Origin of the sequence: Marinobacterium jannaschii DSM 6295 (assembly GCF_000620085.1) — a bacterium.
GTDB lineage: Bacteria > Pseudomonadota > Gammaproteobacteria > Pseudomonadales > Balneatricaceae > Pontibacterium > Pontibacterium jannaschii.
On record NZ_JHVJ01000007.1, the window covers coordinates 118,396 to 139,979 of the forward strand.

The 21,584-nt window shown below is 56.0% G+C and carries 17 protein-coding genes; 2 read left to right on the forward strand and 15 right to left on the reverse strand.

Annotation, left to right across the window (positions count from 1 at the left end):
* Nucleotides 1-29: 29 nt before the first annotated feature.
* From Q354_RS0106900 to Q354_RS24910, 5 genes are all read right to left on the reverse strand, one after another.
* Nucleotides 30-338 (reverse strand): cytochrome C oxidase subunit IV family protein, encoded by a 309-nt coding sequence (locus tag Q354_RS0106900; RefSeq protein ID WP_027856963.1) that lies wholly within the window; start codon nucleotides 336-338, stop codon nucleotides 30-32.
* Nucleotides 339-460: 122 nt separating this feature from the next.
* Entirely contained in the window at nucleotides 461-1,144 is a 684-nt protein-coding gene (locus Q354_RS0106905) for a heme-copper oxidase subunit III family protein (protein ID WP_051559965.1), read from the reverse strand.
* A gap of 4 nt (nucleotides 1,145-1,148) precedes the next feature.
* On the reverse strand, nucleotides 1,149-1,832 hold the full coding sequence (locus Q354_RS0106910) for a cytochrome c oxidase subunit 3 (RefSeq protein WP_027856965.1): 684 nt from the start codon (nucleotides 1,830-1,832) through the stop codon (nucleotides 1,149-1,151).
* Nucleotides 1,829-3,592: a cytochrome c oxidase subunit I gene (ctaD, locus tag Q354_RS0106915; protein ID WP_027856966.1), complete on the reverse strand. Its 1,764-nt coding sequence runs from the start codon at nucleotides 3,590-3,592 to the stop codon at nucleotides 1,829-1,831. Before ctaD ends, Q354_RS0106910 begins: the two co-directional genes overlap by 4 nt.
* Nucleotides 3,593-3,619: 27 nt before the next feature.
* Nucleotides 3,620-4,762, reverse strand: a complete 1,143-nt coding sequence (locus Q354_RS24910) for a cytochrome c oxidase subunit II (protein WP_051559966.1) — start codon at nucleotides 4,760-4,762, stop codon at nucleotides 3,620-3,622.
* A gap of 465 nt (nucleotides 4,763-5,227) precedes the next feature.
* Between Q354_RS24910 and Q354_RS0106930 the strand changes: the two genes are divergently transcribed.
* The gene (locus Q354_RS0106930) at nucleotides 5,228-6,532 is read left to right on the forward strand and encodes an ABC1 kinase family protein (RefSeq protein ID WP_036228860.1); all 1,305 of its coding nucleotides are present in this window, start codon (nucleotides 5,228-5,230) and stop codon (nucleotides 6,530-6,532) included.
* Between the two features lie 34 nt (nucleotides 6,533-6,566).
* Here Q354_RS0106930 and Q354_RS24915 read toward each other — a convergent pair whose 3' ends face one another.
* The 5 genes from Q354_RS24915 to Q354_RS0106955 form a co-directional block, all read right to left on the reverse strand.
* Complete coding sequence (locus tag Q354_RS24915) at nucleotides 6,567-7,187, reverse strand: DAHP synthetase I family protein (protein WP_051559967.1); 621 nt, start codon at nucleotides 7,185-7,187, stop codon at nucleotides 6,567-6,569.
* A 321-nt stretch (nucleotides 7,188-7,508) separates the two neighbouring features.
* Entirely contained in the window at nucleotides 7,509-8,111 is a 603-nt protein-coding gene (locus tag Q354_RS0106940; RefSeq protein WP_027856968.1) for a MarC family protein, read from the reverse strand.
* 376 nt (nucleotides 8,112-8,487) lie between these two features.
* On the reverse strand, nucleotides 8,488-9,360 hold the full coding sequence (gene dapA / locus Q354_RS0106945) for a 4-hydroxy-tetrahydrodipicolinate synthase (RefSeq protein ID WP_027856969.1): 873 nt from the start codon (nucleotides 9,358-9,360) through the stop codon (nucleotides 8,488-8,490).
* Nucleotides 9,361-9,793: 433 nt separating this feature from the next.
* Nucleotides 9,794-11,836 (reverse strand): methyl-accepting chemotaxis protein, encoded by a 2,043-nt coding sequence (locus Q354_RS0106950; RefSeq protein ID WP_027856970.1) that lies wholly within the window; start codon nucleotides 11,834-11,836, stop codon nucleotides 9,794-9,796.
* A 283-nt stretch (nucleotides 11,837-12,119) separates the two neighbouring features.
* Nucleotides 12,120-13,319 (reverse strand): MFS transporter, encoded by a 1,200-nt coding sequence (locus Q354_RS0106955; RefSeq protein WP_027856971.1) that lies wholly within the window; start codon nucleotides 13,317-13,319, stop codon nucleotides 12,120-12,122.
* Between the two features lie 106 nt (nucleotides 13,320-13,425).
* Here Q354_RS0106955 and Q354_RS0106960 point away from each other — a divergent pair, with 106 nt between their 5' ends.
* The gene (locus Q354_RS0106960) at nucleotides 13,426-14,280 is read left to right on the forward strand and encodes a LysR family transcriptional regulator (RefSeq protein ID WP_027856972.1); all 855 of its coding nucleotides are present in this window, start codon (nucleotides 13,426-13,428) and stop codon (nucleotides 14,278-14,280) included.
* Nucleotides 14,281-14,585: 305 nt separating this feature from the next.
* On the opposite strand, the gene prpF is transcribed toward Q354_RS0106960, so the two are convergent.
* The 5 genes from prpF to Q354_RS0106985 all read right to left on the reverse strand — a co-directional run bounded on the left by prpF (nucleotide 14,586) and on the right by Q354_RS0106985 (nucleotide 21,524).
* On the reverse strand, nucleotides 14,586-15,764 hold the full coding sequence (gene prpF, locus Q354_RS0106965) for a 2-methylaconitate cis-trans isomerase PrpF (protein ID WP_027856973.1): 1,179 nt from the start codon (nucleotides 15,762-15,764) through the stop codon (nucleotides 14,586-14,588).
* A 255-nt stretch (nucleotides 15,765-16,019) separates the two neighbouring features.
* Nucleotides 16,020-18,629 (reverse strand): Fe/S-dependent 2-methylisocitrate dehydratase AcnD, encoded by a 2,610-nt coding sequence (gene acnD / locus Q354_RS0106970; RefSeq protein ID WP_027856974.1) that lies wholly within the window; start codon nucleotides 18,627-18,629, stop codon nucleotides 16,020-16,022.
* A 90-nt stretch (nucleotides 18,630-18,719) separates the two neighbouring features.
* Nucleotides 18,720-19,847, reverse strand: a complete 1,128-nt coding sequence (gene prpC, locus Q354_RS0106975) for a bifunctional 2-methylcitrate synthase/citrate synthase (protein WP_027856975.1) — start codon at nucleotides 19,845-19,847, stop codon at nucleotides 18,720-18,722.
* Between the two features lie 77 nt (nucleotides 19,848-19,924).
* Nucleotides 19,925-20,818, reverse strand: a complete 894-nt coding sequence (gene prpB, locus Q354_RS0106980; protein ID WP_027856976.1) for a methylisocitrate lyase — start codon at nucleotides 20,816-20,818, stop codon at nucleotides 19,925-19,927.
* Entirely contained in the window at nucleotides 20,811-21,524 is a 714-nt protein-coding gene (locus Q354_RS0106985; RefSeq protein ID WP_027856977.1) for a GntR family transcriptional regulator, read from the reverse strand. Before Q354_RS0106985 ends, prpB begins: the two co-directional genes overlap by 8 nt.
* Between the last annotated feature and the right edge of the window lie 60 nt (nucleotides 21,525-21,584).

The following is a 21,584-nucleotide window of genomic DNA, read 5'->3' on the forward strand; positions in this document are numbered from 1 at the left end:
GGCTCCGTCCACTGACCCGCCCGACACGACTACCCAAAGAACAGCAACCGGCTCAGCAAGGTATAGTTTGACTCGGCGGCCATCAAAGCCACCAGTATCACCAGGCAACCCGGCGGCAGCAGGATGGCGTACATGATCGCCAGCCGCTCCCAGGCCATATGCATAAAGACGGCGACGATCAGTCCCGCCTTCAACAGCATAAACAGAATAATCAGCCCCCAGCGCAACAGCCCCTGAAACTGCAGGTAGTCGACCAGGTAGGAGAGCGTACTGAGCAGGAACAGCAGCCCCCAGATCTTCAGATAGGTGCCGATCGGATGTGTTTGGGTATTCACCATAGCCCTCTCCTCAGTATCTGTGTCGGGTTTAGCAGCAATGTCGTGCATTCAGAAATCCCCAACCGCTTCGCGGCATAACCCAGGGCCGTATGGCAGGCGATTTCCGGCGTCAGGTCGGGTATTCACCAGAGATAAAAGAAGGCGAAGATAAACACCCACACCAGATCGACAAAATGCCAGTAAAGGCCTGCGGTCTCGACGATCTGGTAATCTCCCCGCTGTTCGTAGTCCCCCTTTAATACCTTCAGCGCCACGATGCCGAGATAGATCACACCGATGGAGACATGCAGCCCGTGAAAACCGGTGATCATAAAGAAGCAGGCGCCAAACTGTGGCGCTCCCATCGGGTTACCCCAGGGCCGGACGCCATCCTCGATCAGCTTACTCCACTCGAACGCCTGCATACCGACAAAAGTGGCTCCGAGCAGCGCCGTCAGCAGGATCAGACCGCCGCATCTGAAGCGACGACGCTGATAGCCGAAATTGACCGCCATCGCCATGGTGCCGCTACTGCTGATCAACACGAAGGTCATAATGGCGATCAGCACCAGCGGGATATGGATACCGCCAAGGGTCAGGGCGAACACTTCACTGGTATTGGGCCAGGCTTCGACGGTGCTGCTACGCACCACCATGTAACCGGTCAGGAAGCAGGAGAATATAAAAGTGTCACTGAGCAGGAAGATCCACATCATCGCCTTGCCCCAGTTCACCCGGCGAAACACCTCACGGTCATCGGACCAGTCCTGTACCAGTCCCTGCATCCCCTCTTCTGCTGCCGCTTTTGGTCTGATCTCGGTACTCATAGCATCACCCCAGACCACAGAATGCGGCGATGGCACGGAAAGTTTCCGGCGTTCGGGTCAGCACCAGAAACAGCAGCAGCCAGATCAACAACAGGAAATGCCAGTAACGGGCACAGAGTTGTAGCGAACTGGCGAAGTGATGCCCCGGCAGCTGTTGCTGATCCAATGCCAGTAACTGACCCAGCAGAAAGCCCCACACCAGCAGTCCGCCCATCAGATGTAATCCGTGCAGGCCGGTCAGCAGATAAAAGAAACTACTGGCAGGGTTAGCATCCAGGGCATAACCGGTGGCTTCAAATAACTGCCACAGGCGCAGCTGGCCGATCAGGAACAGCAGGGCAAAAGCCCCGGCCAGCAAGATGCCGAGCATCAGGCGCTGGCGGTTGGCCCCGGCCAATGCCCGGCGGGCATCGACCAGGGCTAAACTGGCAGCCAGCAACAGCAGGCTGTTGAGCCAGAGAGGCCTGAAATCTGCCAGCGGCGCACCGAAGCCGGTCAGCGAGGGCCAGTCATCCAGCTGCGCACGACTGATAAAAGCCACCAGAAACAACAGGAACAACACACTGATCACCGCCAGCAACAGCCAGATCGCGGTGTTGGCGATGCGCCCTGGACGCTCCGTCGCAGGTACCCAGCCACTCTCACCGCCCTCCCCTGGCTCTGCCCGCCATAATTCCTGAGATCTCATGACTCACCTCCGACCTGTTCCCGGCTGCGGCGACGCTGCAGCTCCTGATCAGACACTGTCTGTGGTACGAAATCCGCTTTCATCCCCGGCAGGCTGTAGTCGTAGGCCCAGCGGTGCACTACCGGTAACTTCGCCCCCCAGTTACCGTGTGGCGGCGGGGTTTGTGGCGTCTGCCACTCCAGTGAAGTGGCCTGCCACGGATTCGCCCCGGCAGGCTTACCGTTACGCACACTCCAGAACAGGTTGAACAGGAACAGTAACTGGCTGACCCCGACCAACAGCGCCGCCACCGTGATAAAGGCATTCAGGTCCTGCGCCGAGTCGGGGATAAATTCATAGCCTTCAAAGCTGTAGTAGCGCCGCGGCATGCCAAGAAAGCCGAGGTAGTGCATAGGAAAGTAGATCGCATAGGTACCGAGAAAGGTGATCCAGAAGTGCAGCTTGCCGAGGCAGTCATTCATCATCCGCCCGGTCACCTTGGGATACCAGTGATAGATAGCGCCGAACACCACCAGAATCGGCGCCACGCCCATCACCATATGAAAGTGCGCTACTACGAAATAGGTATCGGACAAGGGAACATCAACGATGACATTACCCAGAAACAGCCCGGTCAGGCCGCCTACCAGAAAGGTCAGGATAAATCCCAGCGCGAACAGCATCGGTACCGTGAGATGGATATCCCCGCGCCACAGGGTCAGCACCCAGTTATAGACTTTCAGTGCCGTCGGAACCGCAATGACCAGCGTGGTCGTGGCAAAGAAGAATCCAAAATAGGGGTTCATGCCACTGACATACATATGGTGTGCCCAGACCACAAAACTGAGCACACCGATCGCCACGATCGCCCAGACCATCATACGATAGCCGAAGATATTCTTGCGCGCATGGGTGCTGATCAGGTCCGAGACCAGGCCAAAGGCGGGCAGTGCCACGATATAGACCTCTGGGTGACCAAAGAACCAGAACAGGTGCTGAAACAGGATCGGGCTGCCGCCCTGATGATCCAGCGCCTGCCCCATCGAAACGATCGCGGGCATAAAAAAGCTGGTGCCCAGCAGTTTATCGAACAGCATCATCACCGCGCTGACAAACAACGCCGGAAATGCCAGCAGCGCCAGGACGGTCGCCATAAAAATGCCCCATACGGTCAGCGGCATACGGAACAGGGTCATACCATAAGTGCGGGCCTGCAGCACCGTCGTCACATAGTTCAATCCGCCCATCGTAGCGGCAACGATAAAGATCGCCAGCGACACCAGCATCAGCACGATTCCCCAGTCAGTGCCCGGCGTACCGGCCGTGATGGATTGCGGCGGATAGAGGGTCCAGCCCGCCCCGGTTGGCCCGCCCGGGACAAAGAAGCTGGCCAGTAGCACCAGCACCGAGAGCAGGTAAAACCAGTAGCTGAGCATATTCACGTAGGGAAACACCATGTCGCGCGCCCCGACCATCAGCGGGATCAGGTAGTTACCGAAACCGCCGAGAAACAGCGCCGTCAGCAGATAGATCACCATAATCATGCCGTGCATGGTCATCGCCTGGTAATAGGCTGAGGCATCCATAAATTCCAGGCTGCCGGGAAAGCCGATCTGCATACGCATCAGCCCCGACAGTATCAGCGCAATCAGGCCGACAAAGATGGCCGTCAGCGAATACTGGATGGCGATGACCTTATGGTCCTGGCTCCAGATATAGCGGGTAAAAAAGCTCTTTGGCTCATGTACAGCTTCATTTTCAGCCTGGTCTGCATAGGCCATCTCATCATCCTCCGTTGGAGAACTCTGTTACTGAGACGATCCCTGTGAATTATCGGTAGCGGCGGTAAGCGAACGTATATAGGCGACCAGTGCGTCGAGGTCGGCGGAGGCCAGATTATATGCCACCATAATGGCCGGATAACCGGCCACCAGCTGGTCCGCCGGATCGGTAATGGAACGCTTCAGGTAGGCCTCATCGACCAGCACCTCACTACCGTCACTGAGCTTTTCCTTACGTCCGAACAGCCCCTTCCAGCCCGGTCCCAGGCTTTTGCTGCCATCGACGCTGTGACAGGCAAGACAGCCCTGCTGCTGCGCAATCAGGCGTCCGCGTTTCAGCAGCGGATCTTCCGGTGTGCTGTCCTCCCGCTGTAGCAATGCAGCCAGCGTCGGCTGCTGCGCCAGCCAGCTGCGAAACTCTGCATGTGGCTCGACCTGCAGCAGGCCGCGCATACTGTAGTGACCGATACCGCAAAACTCGGCACAAAGAATCTCAAAGCGTCCGTTGCGGGTGGGGGTAAACCAGAACCAGGAAACAGTTCCCGGCACCATATCCATCTTTCCGCGGATCTGGGGAACATAGAAGTTGTGCAGGACATCCTTGGAACGCAGCAACAGTTTGACCGGTTGCCCGAGCGGAAGATGCACCTCGTTGCCCAGCACCAGCTGGTCATCCTGCCCGGCCGGATCATCCGGATTCAGTCCCAGCGGATTGTTATCAGCAATCCAGCGCACATGGCTTTTACCGAACGTGCGGTCTTCACCGGGAAACCGAAACGCCCACTGCCACTGCTGACCGACCACTTCGACTTCATGGGCATCCTCCGGCACATCGATAAACTGTTCATAGACAAAGAGTCCCGGCGCCAGCATCGCCACGATACCGATACCGGTGATCCCCATCAGCCACCACTCCAGCCTGCGGTTCTCCGGTTCATAGGCCGCCCGGTGTGAGTTTTTTCTACCCTCCCGGTGGCGATAGCGAATCAGTGCCAGCACCACAAACAGGGTAATAACCACAAAGAAAAAACCGGTCAGCAGAATCGTAATCAGCAGGGTGTTGTCGATCGCACCCCAGTTGGACGCGGCCTCGGTAATCCACCAGGGGCTGTAGATATGAAACAGGACTGAAGCAACTACGATGAGGATCAGTACAATCGCCAACGCCATTCTTTCGTCACCCTGAAGTGAGGAGCATGGCCAGCAAAGGAAGGATGGTCAGCTCATAAACAGTGGCAAAAACGCCTTGTTCACGGCCAGTTCCATTGTGCGGCAGCGGGGCCGCGAACTTATACATAGGGTAGTGCTGATAAGGGCATCCCGCCAGTCAGGCCGATCTCTGATCTGTGGGAAAAACGGGGAAATCAAAGCAAATGCATGAATCCCATCGTATCCCTATCTGCCCCGGCTGAGGTAAATCTGACGCCGTACTCTGTGGCGATCATATGGCATTGTGGAAAATACCGTCTGACCGCAGAGCCCTGTTAATACGAACCTACCCGGCCCCTCATTCGCACCTTGCTATTACTTAGTTAGTTCAGCGCCTGCAGTTAAGTGCTGAAGCACTCACAATTGCCCCGTATCCCCTAAAATTAGCAGGAGGGATCTGTCAAAGACCGGAGGATCGGTAACGGTGTGACTAAAGAGATACCTGTTCCAAAAAACCGGGCCAGCCGCCTGTTGAAGATCGGCCGATTGCTCGGAGGGATTGCCGGGCAGATGCTCAGCGATGGCGTATCGGCTTTGGCCGACGGAAAACCGCTGCGAGCAAGCGACTTGCTGCTGACACCGGCCAATGCCATGCGGCTGGCGGAGAGGTTGTCTGAGATGCGCGGCGCGGCGATGAAGATCGGCCAACTTCTCTCGATGGAGACCGGTGATTATCTTCCTCCGGCGCTAACCGAGATTCTGGCCACCCTGCGCGAACACGCGCATCCCATGCCGCAGCATCAGGTAGCGCAGGTGCTGGAAACGGCCTGGGGTAAAGGCTGGGACGGTGCATTCCAGCAGTTTTCGTTTACACCTTTCGCGACTGCATCTATCGGGCAGGTGCACGAAGCCTGCAAAGATGGCCGGCACCTGGCGATCAAGGTGCAATATCCCGGGATTCGAAAAAGTATCGATAGCGACGTCGACAATGTCGCGGCGCTGTTCGGCCTTTTCCGCCTGATTCCAGGGGAATTCGATTTGGCACCATTGCTTAAAGAAGCCAAACAACAACTTCACCAAGAAGCCGATTACCGTGCCGAAGCGGTCAATATCGCCGAATATAACCGTTTTATTGGCGATGATTCCGGGTTCGAACTCCCAACGGTAGACAGTTCACTCACCACCTCCGATGTGCTCTCTATGTCTTTCGTCGCCGGGGCCCCTATCGAATCGCTGGCGAGTTCGCCGCTCAATGTGAGAAACCGTGTTGCGACACAGCTGCTGGCACTGGTATTGAAAGAGCTGTTCGAGTGGGGCCTGGTACAGACTGACGCTCAATTTGGCAATTACCGCTACCAGGTCGAGCGGGATCGAATCGGACTCCTCGACTTCGGCGCCACCCGACACTATTCCGACGAGCTGGTTGACGCTTTCCGCCGTCTGATGGGGGCGGCGATTAAAGGCGACCTCTCCGCCATTGAGCACACGGCTGTCGAGCTGGGTTATCTGCGGCAAGCGGAGTCACTAGCCTATCGCCGGGGCTTATGCGAAATGATCAGGGCGGTTGCCGAGCCGGTGCGATACCCGGGCTTATTTGATTTCGGTACCTCCGACCTGTCAAAGCGGGTCGTGGATCTGGCCATCTCCCTGCGGCTGCATCAGCGCTATATGCACCTGCCGCCGACTGATATGCTGTTTCTACACCGCAAAATCGGCGGCACTTATCTGCTTTGCGCCCGGCTACGGGCACAGGTCGACGTCAACCGCTTGGCCGCGCCCTACATCCGTTGAGCATTGCATGGCGTATCCAACATCAGGCGCTGTTTCAGTGGGTATCAGCGGGTAACCAAAAGGCCGCCGCCCGCTCCGCCCTTGCCAGAAGACTCAACAGCCGCTCGTGCGCCTGCCACTGTTGCAGGCTTTCATCCCGACACCATGTTCGCAAAGTTGCTAAAAAAATACCGGTCAGGAAAACCTCTTCAACCTGTCTGCGCCGGCCACCTGCATGCAGTCCAGCCGCTTCCCGCCAGAACTGCACCAGACGTGACAGATCAAAGACCATCGGCAGCCAATGGTGAATGTGGGGGAAATGCAGTTTGGCACCCAGCATCTGAGCAGTGACCCGATGGTAGGGGCTGAGCGCCTCAAACCAGCGCCAGATTACCGCTTCCAGCCGCTCTTTGACCGGCAATGCCTCAATATCCTCGAGATCAGCGGCCAGCATGGCCTCAAGCGCACGCGAAAACCAGGCATTGGCGATGGCATTGGTATCCGCATAATAGTGACGTATATGGTTTACGGAGGTGTCACAGTATTTCGCCAGCGTCACAAGGCTGAGGTCGTACCAGTTATCCCGCTCAGTCGCCAATTCTAACGCTGCATTCAGTATTCGATCAGACTCCACGGCTTGTGAGATCTGCTCTGCGTGTTGCGAAGTTGTAGCCATTACACCGCCCTCGATCAGAGAGACTGATGCCTGATGCGCCAGGATACTCTTGTCAGCGATCTCCCGGCGTTTCAGGCATCAGGTGTAAACAAGTATAGGGCAGCGAAGGGGTCTCTATACTTTGCTTTTGTTCTGGGCTAGCCCTGTGCTTTACGGTCATCCAATCCGGCCTCAATAGCCGGGTGGAGACAAGGGCCCGGCATCTTCTCAGATACGCTGAGAGATTAAAGAGATGGCGTTTATAGCGCGATCAGAGCAGAGAAAACCACAGAACCGGCAGTGTTCATCACCCATGCTACAGGAATCCTCTCGACGACAAGGTCAGGCAGCGGCCACCAGCTGCACCACGCCATCGTAGACAAACTGAATTGCCAGCGCGGCCAGGATAACACCGAGGAAGCGACGCAGAATCTCATCACCGGTACGACCGATCAGTACCTTGACGAAACCTGACAGCAGCATCAGTACCAGCGTCAGCAGAGTAATACTGAGGATTGCCAGGATGATCGAGACATCTGCCGCCGTCGTCTCAGCATCCGAGAACATCAGGATCGCCAGCGTCAGTGAACCGGGGCCGGCGGTGAGCGGTATAGACATTGGGAATACGGAGATATCTTTCTTCTCCGTTGTAACCTTGTACTCCAGGTCCTGCGTGATCATGTTGAAGGCGGTATAGAACAGTAGTAGGCCACCTGAGATCCTCAGAGCCTCGATACTGATCCCCAACTTGGACAGGAACACCTCGCCGTAGTTACCAAACACGATCAGTAGCACAGTGGTGATCAGCATCGACTTTATCGCCATCACCCTGCGGTGTCGCACCTCTCCGGCGGGCACCAGGGAGTGAAAGATGATAGCAGCGCCAATCGGGTCGATGATGACAAACAAGCCGGTAAGGGCATTCAGGTATACAAGCAGATCCATTCTAAATCTCAGGAAATAATCAGTTTACAGAGCTGTCCGCAGGGACAGTATTTTGCGTCAGGCAGGAGCGGCGGGTAACGGATGCCCCGACCGGAATCATAGCCGGGCGCGACTTTATCAAAATGTATATACATTTAAAACCCACAAGAACGATCTGTATGAATTTTCATACCGCTGTAAGAAAAAGTTGGGGATAAAGCGATCAGGCGGCGTGCAACGAATTCAGAACGCTTTCTCGCGGGCAAGACAGCCCCTGATGGAAGCGCGGCTGGAAAACCGGAGAGGTCCGGAGATAGTTAGGTCCTGAGATAAAAATGGCCCGCCTTAGGGCGGGCCGGAAAGCGATTCGAAGGGGATGAATCGTGTTAGAACAGGTTTATAGCAGGCCGGCAAACTCCAGCGCAGCCTTGACGTTGGCACGGCCCGCTTCGGACATTGGAACGATCGGCAGGCGCGCCTCATCACCACACAGCCCCAGCAGGGAAGCGGCGTATTTAACACCGGCCGGGCTTGGCTCAGAGAACAGGGCATTATGTAGCGGTGCCAGGCGATCCTGAATCTCCAGCGCAGCCGCAAAGTCACCACGGTCACAAGCTTCATGCATCTGTGCACAGAGTCCTGGCGCTACATTTGCCGTCACAGAGATACAGCCGTGGCCACCGTTGGCGCGGTAAGCCATGGCGGTCAGGTCTTCGCCGGACAGGTAGCTAAACTCACCTTTTACCTGCAGGCGCTCCTGGCTGATGCGGGACAGGTCGCCGGTAGCGTCTTTGACACCTGATACGCGAGGCAGCTCTGCCAGACGCGCCATGGTTTCCGGCAGCACATCGACCACGGCACGTGGCGGGATGTTGTAGATAACCACCGGGATATCGATAGCATCATGGATCATCTTAAACTGCTGGTACAGGCCTTCCTGGTTCGGACGGTTGTAGTAGCCCGCTACACTGAGGATGGCATCAGCACCGGCTGCCTGGGCATGTCGGGAGTATTCCACCGCTTCCAGCGGGTTATTGGAACCGGCTCCGGCAATCACCGGCACGCGACCCGCAGTCTCTTCAACCACGATCTCGATCACCCGCTTATGCTCGGCTTCCGTCAGGGTCGGGGACTCACCGGTTGTGCCGACCGGCACCAGACCATGGGTACCGTTGTCAATCTGCCAGTTAACCATCTTACGCAGCGCCGCTTCATCCAGCGTACCGTTTGTAAATGGGGTAATCAGCGCTACATAAGATCCGCGAAACATGGGTAAACTCCTTAAAAAAACTATAAAAAAACCCGGTTGCAAAGCCTGCGACCGGGTTTCGAATTCTGTGTCTGAGTGCAGCTAACAAGCGATACGAAACCGGGTCACGGAGAAGACTCCCCGTTTATCTGCCTTTGGTTTGTATTTCACTTGAGTGTTATTCACTGTCATTCTCAGTATTAGTGACAAATTAACGTCAAATTCAGGGACGGCATGACAGGCTGTTGTTCACCGCTAAGTGCCCATCCCTATTAATGACTGCTAATATACAGAATCATATTCTCAAAGACAACCCATTCTAGAATTTTATATGTAATATAAACATCAAACCGAATTATATTCTGATCTATTGTGCAAAAATGACGTCCGGCCGGGGGAAAACTACAAAAAAGCGGGCCTGATCGCCCGCTGCAGTCAGAATACAGAATTTAATTCAGGCGAGGATCTGGAAACGAGACACCCGGTCACGCAGCGTCCGGGCCTGCTGTGCCATCTGAATACCGGCGGTGGCATTGCCTTCAGCCTCCAGCGCCGTCCTGCGGGCTGAATCCTCCAGGGTCTGGCTGCTGGCACTGATCTGGCTGGCCGCAGCACTCTGTTCCTCTGTCGCCCGGGCAACGGATTCCAGATGCTGACGCACCTGATCGGCGGCCTGCCGGATCTGCTCAAGCACCGTCCCCGCCTCCCCCACCTCGGTGACACAACGCTGGACCTGACCGACACCCCCCTGCATCTGCTCGGTAGCACGAAGGGAGTTATCCTGCAGTTTCTGCACCACCAGCTGAATTTCACGGGTCGATTGCTGGGTGCGTTGCGCCAGGGTACGAACTTCATCCGCGACTACGGCAAAGCCCCGGCCCTGCTCACCGGCACGGGCAGCTTCAATGGCGGCGTTCAATGCCAGTAAGTTGGTCTGTTCTGCCACCGCAGAGATCACTTCGACTACCTTACCGATTGCAGCACTGTCCTGCTGTAACTGGCTGATCACCGAGGAGGCCTGACTGAATTCTCGTTGCAGGTCATCCACCGAGCGCACCACTCTGTCGATCACCTCTCCGCCCCGGGCCGACAGATCAGCGGTAGCACCGGCATCCTGCGAGACGGCAACCGTACTGGCAGACACCTCCTCGACCGATTCGGCCATCTGGTTGATCGCAACCGACACCTGGGTGGTCTCGTCACTGCTGCTGCGGGCGACGCCCTGCATCTCGCCGCTGACTTCTACCACCTGTTCAGAAACAGCAGCGATATCCTCGCCTGAAGAACGTACCTGGCTGACCACCGCCGAGAACTGCTCCAGCATGGCATTGATACTGAGCTTCAGCTGATCAAGTTCATTCGCGGTATCCGCCGGGATCTGATCACGGAAACGGTAGGTAAGGTCCCCGGCACCGATCTGCAGCATGATATCGCGCATGGTCCGGACCGGCCTCAGTGCCCGGCTCAGGAACAGTCCGAGTACGACAACCAGAATGAATGCGGCCGCCAGCGAGAACAACACCATCAGCCACAGCAGGTTGTGCACGGCGCTGACAAACTCATCGGCATAACTAACGGCAAACACCACCCAGTTTCCGGCACCGGTCTGATGCCAGACCATACGGGCATCGCGTCCGCTGGCTGACTCCGTGTAGTCCACGGCCCCTTCTTTCTGACTTAGCAGCTCTCTCAGCCGCGGCGCCGGCAGATCAGAATAGACCGCTTCAAGCTGCTTGCCCTGAGACTCTATGTGGGCGATCAGCTTGCCACGGTTTTTGCCGTCACCGGCATACGCCAGCCCGAGATAGCCTGAGTCACCGATAGAGAGCGACTGCAGGTTTTGTCGCAGTGCCGCCATCACCCTGGAGATAGGCAGGCCGACGTAAAGTATCGCATTCACCTGACCATCAGCGCCGGTAAGCGGGCTGTACTTGGTCATATAATCCGTCCCGAACAGGCGGGCCTCACCGATATATGGCTGGCCGGAGAGCAGTTGCCGGTAGCCCGGATGGGTCTTACCCAGCAAAGTACCGATAGCACGTTCGCCCCGTTCGTTTTTAAGTGATGTGGTCACCCGCAGGAAATCATCGCCATAGCGGATAAAGACCGTGGCATTACCACCGGTCATACGGGCAAACTGGTCAACGCGGGAGAAATTGAGGTTAACCTGATCACCCTGGTGGCGTACCAGAGGTGCCTCATAGTGACCGATACGCACTTTTTCCGAATGCGAAAACTCAAGCCGGTCCGGATAGAGTTCATTAAAGGTACGCGCCAGCATCTCAGTGTTATCCATAATGGTGCTGAACGCGGTATTCATCTGCGCAGCCAAGGCCGTCACCTGGCGCTGCTGACTCTCAGCAACATTGGACAACATCAGGTTACGGGTCTGATAACCGGTAATGGCGAGAAACAGTGCCATAACCAGGATAATAAGCAGAAAGGCACCGGTGCGCAGCTGGCGGGATAGAGACCAGTTAGCAATCCATTTATTCATCAACTGCTCCTTGCGGATCTGTGGGATTAAGCAGAGCTCAATTCAAACGATATATTGAGATAACGTTAAAGAATAAAGCGACGCGATCATACACTCAGATGAGAATAGTTTTCAATAACAAGTTAATAGAAGTGTAATAGACCAACAGAGGGGCACAGGCATACAAAGAAGCAGAGAAGGCTCTGGGGATGCAAGAGGTGTCAGTTGCTACCCAACCAGGACAGCAAACCAACCCGTAAATGTATAGCGCGGCTTCTGTATACTCCTGATAGAGAAGCCATTCTCAGGCAGCCGTCTGCTGCTGATCTGAGATGCGGCTGCGCCCCGCCAGTATCCAGAGTGCTATGGCAACAGGTAATAGCGATACCAGTGCCAGCAGCTGATAGACCCCCACCAGCGAACTGGTGCTGTCGCTGATAAAGCCAGCGATCAGGTTGCCGCTTGCCCCGCCGAGACCGGCCATCACCATGCAAAATCCGCTGATCTGCATCGTCGCCGTCGGCGCAAAATAGCGGCTCACCCAGCCCGCCAGAATGCCCCAGACCGGAAAGTACATCATGCCGTAGCCAACACCGGCCAGCAGGGCAAACCGGCCAGGATCAAGCACGAAGAGCCCCAACCCCGTGGCAAAGCCGGTGAATATCAACAACAACGCCACGCCGTGTCCCTTGCTGTCGGCCAGTTTACCGGTGACAAAACCGGCGAACATTCCGGTCAGCCCCAGCGTGGTCCAGGTCAGTCCCCCCAGTGCAGAGGGTAACTGGAGTTCTGCCAGAAAAGTATTCAGCCAGTTGCTAAACGGCATGGTGGTGAAGCCAACAAAGAAACACAGCAAGCAGGCCGTCAGTGCCACAGGCTGTCGGATTACGGTACTCAACAGCTGGGCCGCGGATAGCGCACTGTCTGCCTGCTCAGCCTCGCCGCCAGGCTGCTTCCTTTTCAGACGCCCGAGCATCCGCAAGGTAATGATTATTACCACCACCCCGATTGCGGCGGCGATCAGCCAGCCGCTCTGCCATCCCAGCAATGGCACCACAAGAAGAATCAGCAGGCCGTTAAAACCATAGCCCCAGGCGGTTCCGCTGGCAGCCGTTGACAGGTAGGTCGAGCTTTTCTCCGAGCTGCTGCTACGGCTGATAACATCGACAATAGCTCCCCAGCTGATAGCGGCACTGGCCGAGAGGCAGGTCAGTGCCGCCGTGATCACCAGTGGATCACTCAGAAAAGCGATGGAAGCCAGCAGCGACGTGGTCACTGTACCGGTACCGATCAGCAGTTTAGAGGCGGCAATGCGGTGCCCGATCAGGCCTAACAACATAGCCCCGCCCAGATAAGCCAGCTGAGACAGCGCCCCAATGGCAGCAAGGTGCCAGTGGGTCAGCGCAATGTCCTCCCGCATCAGCGGTACCAGCGCGGCAAAGAGAAATACTCCAAAGCCGTGGCTGATTATCTGATTCATACCGAAAATGGCGGCCATACCCATAGGACTACTCCGAAACTTTTTATTTTGCGGAGATCATAAAAGCTTGCCAGACATCAATAAAACGATAAATACTGACAACCACCTTCAGCTTTATTGAATTCTGACTATGCGCGATCTGCCAATTAGCCTGCTTCGAACCTTTATCACCGTAGCGGAAACCCTGAACCTCTCCGCAGCGGCGACACGACTGCACCGGGCTCCCTCCACTATCAGTATGCAGCTGAGCCGGCTGGAAGAGCTGGTATCCGCCGATCTGGTCGAGCGGGGACAATACGGCGTGCGAATGACTCCGGCCGGAGAACAGCTGAAGCAACATGCCCGGCAACTGCTCAATCTACATGATCAGATCGTCGGCTCCTTTCAGAATTGCGACCTCGACGGGCCTGTCCGGCTGGGCACCCATGACCAATACGCCAGCCGCACCCTGGCCCCGCTGCTTGAGAACTATATGCTGAGTTATCCCGAAGCCAGGCTGGAGGTGACCTGTGACCACCGCCCCTTCTATCTGGCTTCGCTGGTCAACGACCGTAAGCTGGATCTTGCGCTGGTCGAGATGCCGGCATCGGCGCCGGGTGGTATCAGGCTGAATGACGATGAACTGGTCTGGGTTGGCTCAGCCAGCCATAACGCCCATCAGCGCAAGGTGTTACCGCTGGCGGTGTTTGTAGAAGGATGCTTTCACCGGGACTCGGCGATAGAGGCGCTGGAAGCGGCGGGAGTCAACTATCGCATTGCCTTCACCAGCCAGAGCCGGGCAGGCATTCTGGCGGCCGTCAGGGCCGGAATCTGTATTGCGATCATCCCCCGCAGCACGGTGGAGCCCGACCTGCAGATCATTAATGACCGCCTGCCGGGACTGCCGAAAACCCGCACAACCCTGTTGCAGGCCAGCGACAGTAACAGCGCCTCCCGGCGCCTGTCGGAGATCATCCGGCAGAGTCAGCTGTTTGACTGCCGTTGATGCGGATTGCAGAAATAAAAAAGCCCCGACCAGAGGTCGGGGCCAACAATGAAGAAGCAGTGAAAAGGCTCTGATAGGCAAGCCATTGCACTTTGCGCCCCTCCAAACTCAGTTCACGAAAGGTCATGAAAGGGTGAGACGGCTGTACCTGTCAGATCCCCGCAATTCAGTCAGACTCCCTTAATTTGGACAGAATCAGGGATTCGACTGAGGAGGACTGCCAGGCAACGCGCCATCGGGTGGAACTCTTTTGTTGAATCCGGTTGTTGAATCCAGTTGATGAATTCAGCCACCGAACTCAATCGTTAGAAGCTGTCGCCGGGGATACGTACCCAGCCTTCCATTAATACGCGCGCACTTCGGCTCATAATTGCCTTAGTTGCGACCCAGTCACCATCAACAAGTTTAGCTTCTGCACCGACTTTAAGGGTGCCGGATGGATGACCAAAGGTAACTGCCTGGCGCTCACCGCCACCGGCTGCCAGATTAATCAGGGTGCCGGGAATAGCCGCAGCCGTGCCGATCGCCACCGCTGCTGTCCCCATCATGGCATGGTGCAGCTTACCCATAGAGAGCGCACGTACGCAGAGATCGATATCGTTTGCAGTGACCTCTTTGCCGCTGGAAGCCGCGTAGTGCTGGGCCGGGGCACAGAAGGCAACTTTCGGCGTATGCTGGCGCGCAGCAGCTTCAGATACATCGCTGATCAGGCCCATACGTACCGCGCCATGGGCACGGATGGTTTCAAACCGCTCCAATGCGGCCGGATCACCATTGATCGCTTCCTGCAGTTCGGTACCGGTGTAACCGATCTCTTCAGCATTGAGGAAAATGGTCGGAATGCCGGCATTGATCATCGTCGCCTTAAAAGTACCGACGCCCGGCACTTCCAGATCATCAACCAGATTACCCGTCGGGAACATGGAGCCTTCGCCATCGGCCGGGTCCATAAACTCCACTGCGACCTCTGCCGCCGGGAAAGTAACGCCGTCCAGCTCGAAGTCACCGGTTTCCTGTACTTCACCATTGGTGACCGGTACATGGGCAACGATGGTCTTGCTGATATTTTTCTGCCAGATACGCACGGTGCAGATACCGTTTTCCGGGATACGCTCGGCATCCACCAGGCCGCCACTGATCGCAAAAGCCCCCACCGCCGCAGTCAGGTTACCGCAGTTGCCACTCCAGTCGACAAATGCCTTATCGATGGCGACCTGGCCAAACAGGTAGTCAACATCGTGATCAGGTTCGCTGCTCTTATCCAGAATAACGGTCTTACTGGTACTGGAGGTCGCGCCCCCCATACCGTCGGTCTGCTTACCATACGGATCAGGGCTGCCAATGACACGCATAAGAATGTTGTCACGCGCTTCGCCGGGAACCTGAGCGGCTTCAGGCAGGTCCTGACGACGGAAGAAAACACCTTTACTGGTACCACCACGGATGTACGTAGCAGGAATCTTAATCTGAGGTAGATGTGCCATAAGAATATATCCTGTGATTCGGGTCTGAGTTTCCTGATGTAATCGGAACCCACCGGGTTGCTTCGGTTCAGAAAATGCTTAACGGGAATTACTGCAGGCAAGCCTGGCAGCCAGTCAGATTAAGCACTCTCGGATTAATTAAGGTGGCAGCGCCCTGCCCGTCCCGTAGCGTTGATACGGGCGGCTGCCCCCGATGCGCTGTGGTAGCGCCTAGCGGAGGCAGCCAGGCAAAGGCTGCCATTCAGACTTTACTGATCAGGCGTTGTCCGCCAGGAAGTCTTTTGCGAAGCGCTGCAGTACACCACCCGCCTTGTAGACATTCACTTCAGCAGCGGTGTCCAGACGACAGGTGACAGGGACTTCAACTTTCTCGCCGTTGGCACGGTTGATGATCAGGGTCAGGTCACAGCGTGGTGAGATATCACCGACCACGTCGAAAGTCTCGGTGCCGTCGATAGCGTAGGTATGACGGGTATCACCGGCTTTGAATTCGACCGGCAGTACACCCATACCCACCAGGTTGGTACGGTGAATACGCTCGAAGCCTTCAGCGACGATGGTTTCAACACCCGCCAGACGAACGCCCTTGGCAGCCCAGTCGCGTGAAGAGCCCTGACCGTAGTCAGCACCGGCCACGATGATCAGGTTCTGCTTACGCTGCATGTAGGTTTCAATCGCTTCCCACATACGGCTTTCAGTACCCTGAGGTTCGATACGTGCGAGGGAACCCTGCTTAACGTCACCGTTCTCGTCACGGCACATTTCGTTCAGCAGTTTCGGGTTAGCGAAGGTCGCACGCTGTGCTGTCAGGTGGTCACCACGGTGAGTCGCGTAAGAGTTGAAGTCCTCTTCCGGCAGACCCATCTTGGCACAGTATTCACCCGCCGCACTGGACGCCTGAATGGCGTTGGATGGAGACAGGTGGTCGGTGGTGATGTTGTCACCCAGTACCGCCAGTGGACGCATACCTTTCATGGTACGCTCGCCCGCCAGTGCACCTTCCCAGTATGGAGGGCGACGGATGTAGGTAGACATTGGACGCCAGTCGTACAGCGGGCTTTCAGCGCGCTCTACGTCACCCAGGTCAAACATCGGGATGTAGATCTGGTTGAACTGTTCCGGCTTAACGCTCTTAGCTACCAGTGCATCGATCTCTTCGTCACTCGGCCAGATATCTTTCAGCGTAACCGGGTTACCGTTCTGGTCTGTCCCCAGTACATCTTTCTCGATATCGAAACGCACGGTACCGGCAATCGCGTAGGCAACAACCAGCGGCGGAGATGCCAGGAACGCCTGCTTGGCGTGTGGGTGGATACGGCCATCGAAGTTACGGTTACCGGACAGTACCGCCGTAGCGTACAGGTCGCGCTCAACCACTTCTTTTTCGATCACCGGGTCCAGTGCACCGGACATACCGTTACAGGTAGTACAAGCGTAGGCAACGATACCGAAGCCGAGTTTTTCCAGCTCAGGCAGCAGACCCGCTTCTTCCAGGTACAGTTTTGCAACCTTGGAACCCGGCGCGAAGGAAGACTTAACCCAAGGCTTACGGATCAGACCCAACTCATTGGCTTTTTTCGCCACCAGACCGGCAGCGACGACGTTGCGTGGGTTGGAGGTATTGGTACAGGAGGTGATCGCCGCGATGATTACCGCACCATCTGGCATCAGGCCTTCAGCTTCTTCCGCTTGCGCAGCGGCCAGCATCTCGTCACCCGCAATTCCACGCTCGTTCAGCGCAGAGGTCGGCAGACGACGGTGCGGGTTAGATGGACCTGCCATGTTGCGCACAACCGTAGACAGATCAAACTCCAGTACACGCTCGTATTCAGCTTCAACCAGATCATCCGCCCACAGGCCGGTTTCTTTGGCGTACTGCTCAACCAGTGCAACCTGTTCAGGCTCACGACCGGTCAGCTTCAGGTAATCGATGGTCTGTTCGTCGATGTAGAACATACCGGCAGACGCACCATACTCAGGTGTCATGTTGGACAGGGTTGCGCGGTCGCCGATAGACAGGGTCGCAGCACCCGGGCCGAAGAATTCCAGGTAGGCAGAAACGACTTTCTCGTTACGCAGGAATTCAGTCATCGCCAGGGCGATATCAGTGGCTGTGATGCCCGGCTGACGCTCACCGACAATCTTAACACCAACGATGTCCGGCAGACGCATCATGGATGGCAGACCCAGCATCACGGTTTCTGCTTCCAGACCACCTACACCGATCGCGATAACACCCAGCGCATCAACGTGTGGTGTATGGGAGTCAGTACCGACACAGGTATCCGGGAACGCAACACCGTCGCGGTTCTGGATCACCGGAGACATTTTCTCCAGGTTGATTTGGTGCATGATGCCGTTACCGGCCGGAATCACGTCAACGTTATCGAACGCAGTCTTACACCACTCGATAAAGTGGAAGCGGTCTTCGTTACGACGGTCTTCGATCGCACGGTTCTTCTCAAACGCTTCCGGATCAAACCCTGGCGCCTCTACGGCCAGAGAGTGGTCAACGATCAGCTGAGTCGGTACCACCGGGTTTACTTTGGACGGATCACCGCCCTGATCAGCGATAGCATCACGCAGACCCGCCAGGTCAACCAGCGCAGTCTGGCCCAGAATATCGTGGCAGACAACGCGGGCCGGGTACCATGGGAAATCCAGATCGCGCTTGCGTTCGATAAGCTGTTTCAGGGAGTCGGTCAGCGCTTCAGGCTCACAGCGACGTACAAGTTGCTCAGCCAGCACGCGTGAGGTGTAAGGCAGAGTGGCGTAAGAGCCTGGCTGAATTGCCTCGACAGCCTCGCGGGTATCGTAGTATTCCAGTGCCGTACCCGGCAGTGGTTTGCGGTATGCAGAATTCATAGCTTTGTCACCGAATATTGTTCAGAGAGGCGGGGCAGGCACGAGTGAGCTCGCTACCTGCTCCCCTTTTCTTATATGTCTGGGTTCCGCTTAGGGACGATCTTCGATCGCTACCCATTCAGCAGACTCAGGACCGGTGTAATCCGCGGAAGGACGGATAATACGGTTGTTGGCACGCTGCTCCATCACGTGAGCAGTCCAGCCTGCAGCACGGGAACATACGAAAATCGGCGTAAACAGCTTGGTTGGGATACCCATGAAGTTGTAAGCAGATGCATGGAAGAAGTCAGCGTTACAGAACAGTTTCTTCTCACGCCACATAACCGCTTCAACACGCTCGGAAACCGCGTACAGGTATTCGTCACCGACCTGCTCAGACAGTTTCTTAGACCACTCTTTGATGATCGCGTTACGTGGGTCAGACTCACGGTAGATCGCATGGCCAAAGCCCATGATCTTATCTTTACGCGCCAGCATGCCCATCACGGCTTCTTCAGCTTCGTCAGCGGAACGCCAGTTTTCGATCATCTCCATCGCGGCTTCGTTGGCACCGCCATGCAGTGGTCCGCGCAGGGAACCGATCGCAGCCGTCACACAGCTATGGATATCCGACAGGGTGGAGGCACATACACGCGCAGTGAAGGTAGAAGCGTTAAACTCGTGCTCAGCGTAGAGGTTCAGGGACGCATGCATGACCTGAACGTGCAGAGGCTCAGGCTTCTTGTTGTGCAGGGTCCAGAGGAACTGCTCGGCAATAGAGTCAGCGTCGGTTTCAACCTCGACGCGGATGCCGTTATGGCTGAAGTTGTACCAGTAGTTGATCATGCCCGGGAAGACCGCCAGCATGCGATCGATATGATCGTGCTGTTCGGAGAAATCCTGTTCGGTTTCCAGGTTACCCAGCATGGAACAACCGGTGCGCATCACATCCATTGGGTGAGCGTCTGCCGGGATCTGCTCCAGAACAACTTTCAGTGCTTCCGGCAGTGCACGCATGCCTTTCAGCTTGGCTTTGTAAGCGTCCAGTTCAGCCTGGTTTGGCAACTTGCCGTATAGCAGCAGGTATGCCACTTCTTCAAACTGAGCCTTATCAGCCAGTTCTTTAATATCGTAACCACGGTAAGTCAAACCAGCCCCGGTTTGACCCACGGTGCAGAGAGCGGTTTCACCAGCGGACTGACCACGCAGACCAGCACCACCCAGTTTCTTATCAACCATAACGTGCTCCTTCGTTGTTTTGTATAAGGCGGGCTCTGCGGCCCGCTCTGTTATCTCAGGTGTGTATCGAAAGCGGCTTACTTGTTTTTGCCTTCAGCAAAAAGAGCGTCCAGCTTCTGTTCGAAGTCGTGATAGTTCAGGAAATCGTACAGTTCCATGCGGGTCTGCATGGTATCGACAACGGCCTTCTGATCGCCATCCTTCAGGATGTGCTCATAGACGTTCAGTGCAGCTTTGTTAGCGGCGCGGAATGCAGACAGTGGGTACAGCACCATAGAGGCACCGTTCTCAGCCAGTTCTGCCTTGTTGTACAGCGGGGTAGCGCCAAACTCAGTGATGTTCGCCAGCAGGTGACGACCCTGAATACCTTCTGCGAAAGCTTTGTAGTCTTCCAGTGTGTGAACGGCTTCAGCGAAGATGCCGTCTGCACCCGCTTCCAGACATGCCTGGGCACGCTCTACAGCGGCGTTGAGGCCATCCTGCTGGAAGGCATCGGTACGGGCGATGATGAAGAAGTCATCGTCAGTTCGGGCATCTGCAGCAGCCTTGACACGATCGACCATCTCTTCCAGAGATACGATCTCTTTGTTTGGACGGTGACCACAACGTTTCTGGGCAACCTGGTCTTCCAGGTGAACCGCAGCAGCGCCGGCTTTAATCATCTCTTTCACGGTGCGTGCAATATTGAATGCACCGCCCCAGCCAGTGTCGATATCAACCAGTAGCGGCGTTTCGACAGCGCTGCTGATACGACGTACGTCTTCCAGTACATCGTTCATGGAGGTCATGCCCAGATCCGGCAGGCCATAAGAGTGGTTTGCAACACCACCACCGGACAGATAGATCGCTTTGTGACCAACGCGCTCAGCCATCATTGCGTGATAAGCGTTTGTAGTACCTACGATTTGCAGTGGCTGGGTTTCAGCCAGAGCTTTACGGAAACGTCCACCTGCAGTCAGTTTTTCAGCCATGATTCTCCCCTTGTGCATTGTTATCGGCGCCCAGTTTCTCCTCGATATTGCGACGGGCTGCGCTGATATGACGCCTCATGAGCATCTCAGCCAGCTCGGGATCACGGCTCTCAATAGCATCGATTATCTGACGATGTTCCTTCAATGCTCGTTTTGGTCGTGAACTGGAGACACTGAACTGGTAGCGGTACATACGTACCAGGTGGTAAAGCTCGCCTCCCAACACCTCGCGCAGCTTGGCGTTCTTGCTGCCCTGCACGATGCGGAAGTGAAAGTCGAGATCACCCTCTTTCTGGAAATAGGAGCGTCCATCCAGCTGATCGATATTGCGCTCATGCTCATCAAGCAGGCTACGCAGGCCATCGATCTCATCCTGAGGCATATGCTCGGCCGCCAGGCGGCAAGCCATACCTTCAAGCGCTTCGCGGACGCGGTAAATTTCCACCAGCTCCACTGCCGACAACTTAACAACCCGGGCACCTACATGAGGCTTGCGTTCAACCAACCGCAACCCTTCAAGGCGGCGAATAGCTTCACGCAACGGTCCGCGGCTAATGCCGTAAGTGCGGGCCAGTTCGGGCTCACTGATTTTGTAGCCGGGCGGTATATCGCCCTTAACAATCGCAGTGACTATTTGTTCACATACTCGGTCTGCCAGGGTACGGCTTTCTGGCTGAAACGGAGCAAACGCTGTTTTCTGTGTCATAACAACCCTGAAGATTGGAGATTGTCGACAATGTTGGAGTAAAGACACCTTAATACCCTC